This is a genomic window from Vibrio sp. 378, assembly GCF_033339435.1.
Map to the genome: position 1 here is coordinate 1 of NZ_JAWOUO010000085.1, position 1,324 is coordinate 1,324.

Consider the following 1,324-nt stretch of genomic DNA (forward strand, 5'->3'; position numbering starts at 1 on the left):
AGCGCCACCTTGGGCACGGTTGTGAGCACTCAAGCTGCCGTTCATGCCAGCCAATATTTGCTGAGATATAGAAAGCCCTAATCCCAATCCATTCTTTTTAGTTGTTAAAAACGGTTCGCAAAGTTCGGACAGTGTGTGCGAACCAAGCCCAGGGCCATTGTCATCGACATGAATCATCACTTTGTTTTCATCCGTATCCGTTTCAACGAGCAACCACACTTGTTTATCTTGTTGTTCTTTTACGGCTTCAATTGCGTTTGTCAGCAAGTTAACCAGAACTTGCTCCAATTGAATGGTATTGATTTGAACCTCGATGTCGTCAGTAGGAAGTTCGGTAGCAAGTGGAACACGAGCAGATTTGAAAGCGGGTTTCATGAGCTCTTTTGAGGAGGCTATCACTGGCAACAGACGTGTTTGGGTAAGCTCATTGCCGCTGGCCTTTTTGGCAAACGAACGCAATTGCTGGCTGATGTTTGCCATTCTGTCTGTGAGGGCTGAAATGCGAGTGAGATTATCTTCCACTCGATCATACTTTTCTTTCTGAAGGAACAATTTTCCATTCTCAGCAAAGCTACGAATGGCTGCCAACGGATTATTCAGCTCATGGCTGATGCTCGCTGACATTTGACCGAGAACTGCCAGCTTAGCCGCTTGAATCAACTCATCTTGGGTTAAACGCAATGTTTGCTCCGTTTCGGTTCGCTGCGCAATTTCAGCCTGTAACTCTGCTGTTCGTGCCATGACTTGAAATTCTAACTTCTGATTCGCTTCTTGTTGGATTCGTTCTAACTGCAAATGACGTTGTTGGCGGTGATAAATCAACTGGCCAATCAAGAACAAAACCGTAAAGGCCAACGTAAGCACAACGATATAGCCCATCGTAACCCAAACGATGGATTGTTTTGGCGAAAGCACACGAATCGTTAGCTTTAACTCAGGTAAAGGCAGTGAAGAGACAACCAGTGTCCCTTTATTGTAGGGGTAGCCTTGTTTCAGTTCAGAATTTGGTGCATTCAAGTTGCCGACAAAGCCCAATGTCGGAATCGGTGTGTCGAGATATTGTCTACTCGTCCAAACTTGCTTTTTATCTGCATCACTTAACGGTTGTAGGCTTTTGAATAGCCAATCCTGCCGGCTGCTCATAAAGACAATATTGTGAGGGTCGCTGGCGACGAACACGCTGTCAGGTTGTTGCCAGTTATCTTCAATTTTACTCAAATCCATTTTTACGACCACGATGCCCAACACGCCGCCAGCATAAATTATTGGATATGAGTAGTAATAGCCACGTTGGCTGGATGTTGAGCCCAGAGCGTAATATTGG

Annotated in this window: 1 protein-coding gene; it reads right to left on the minus strand. The window is 45.4% G+C overall.

The window, feature by feature from the left end:
- Positions 1-1,324, minus strand: a 1,324-nt coding sequence (locus R7Q48_RS24250; RefSeq protein WP_318132639.1) for a sensor histidine kinase, incomplete at both ends; no start/stop codon positions are given.